Annotated in this window: 1 protein-coding gene; it reads left to right on the top strand. The window is 75.9% G+C overall.

The features are described from left to right. Nucleotides 1–142: 142 nt before the first annotated feature. The coding region (locus tag HW577_RS25615) for a hypothetical protein (RefSeq protein ID WP_198378899.1) at nucleotides 143–982 on the top strand (840 nt) is incomplete at its 3' end.

Consider the following 982-nt stretch of genomic DNA (forward strand, 5'->3'; position numbering starts at 1 on the left):
CGCGCCTGCACCGGCGGCGTCGACACCGTCCACGCCGTCCCCCGCCGCGCCCGCGCCCCCCGCAGCGACCACGCCGCCGCCGCAGGACGCGACGCCCGTGGCCCCGGCCACGCCGCGCTGACCCGGGCGAAAGAGCAAGCCCGTGGACGAAAGCCTGATCGCCACCACGCTGAACCGGGACCTGCTGGCCCAGGGCGTGGGCGGGCAACTGGCGGTGCAGCACTGGGACCAGCTGACGCAGTATCTGCGCCGCGCGCTGTCGCCCCGCCACGCCGCCCTCTTCGCTGAACCGAACCCGGACCCCGAGAAGGGCAGCATCGACTGGTACGCGGCGGGCAGCGGGCCCGCCCTTCCGTTGGCGTCGCTCGATCCCGCGGCGCAGGAGGCCGTGCGCGCAGACCTGATGCGCTTGGTCGCCGAGATCCAGGGCGCGGCGGACAAGCTGCGCGCCTCATCGAGCGAGGGCGACCGCTTCCTCGGCGAATTGCTGCGACTCGCGCTGGAGATTCCGGACCAGGGCGCGGTCCGGGTGCGGGAGGGGCAGCCGGTGCTCGCCCCGTGGGGGCATGTCGCGGCAGGCGCGGGGGGGATGCGCGAACTGCTCGTGCGCATGGTCCCCACCGCGGTCACGCCCATGGCGATCGTTGGCCCGCCGGCCGCCGTTGCTGCCGCGCGCCGTCGCATCTGGCCCTGGCTGCTCGCCTTCCTGCTGCTGCTGCTCGCGCTCCTGCTCGCCCTTTGGCTGCTCTGGCGCGATCCCTTCGGTTGGTTCGCGACGCCGCAGGCGCAATGCGCGGTGCCGGAGCGCGCGACCGTGAGCCTCGATGCGCTGCGGGAGGAAGAGGCGCGGGAAGGAGCGCTGCGCGCCGAGCTCGCGCGCATCTATGCGGAAGCCGGGGAACGGCGACTGCTGTGCCGCCCGCCGCCGCCACCCCCGCGCCCGCCCGAGCCGCCGCGTCCGCCGGAACCCCCGGCGCGGCCG

This window comes from Neoroseomonas rubea, assembly GCF_016106015.1.
Classification (GTDB): Bacteria; Pseudomonadota; Alphaproteobacteria; order Acetobacterales; family Acetobacteraceae; genus Neoroseomonas; species Neoroseomonas rubea.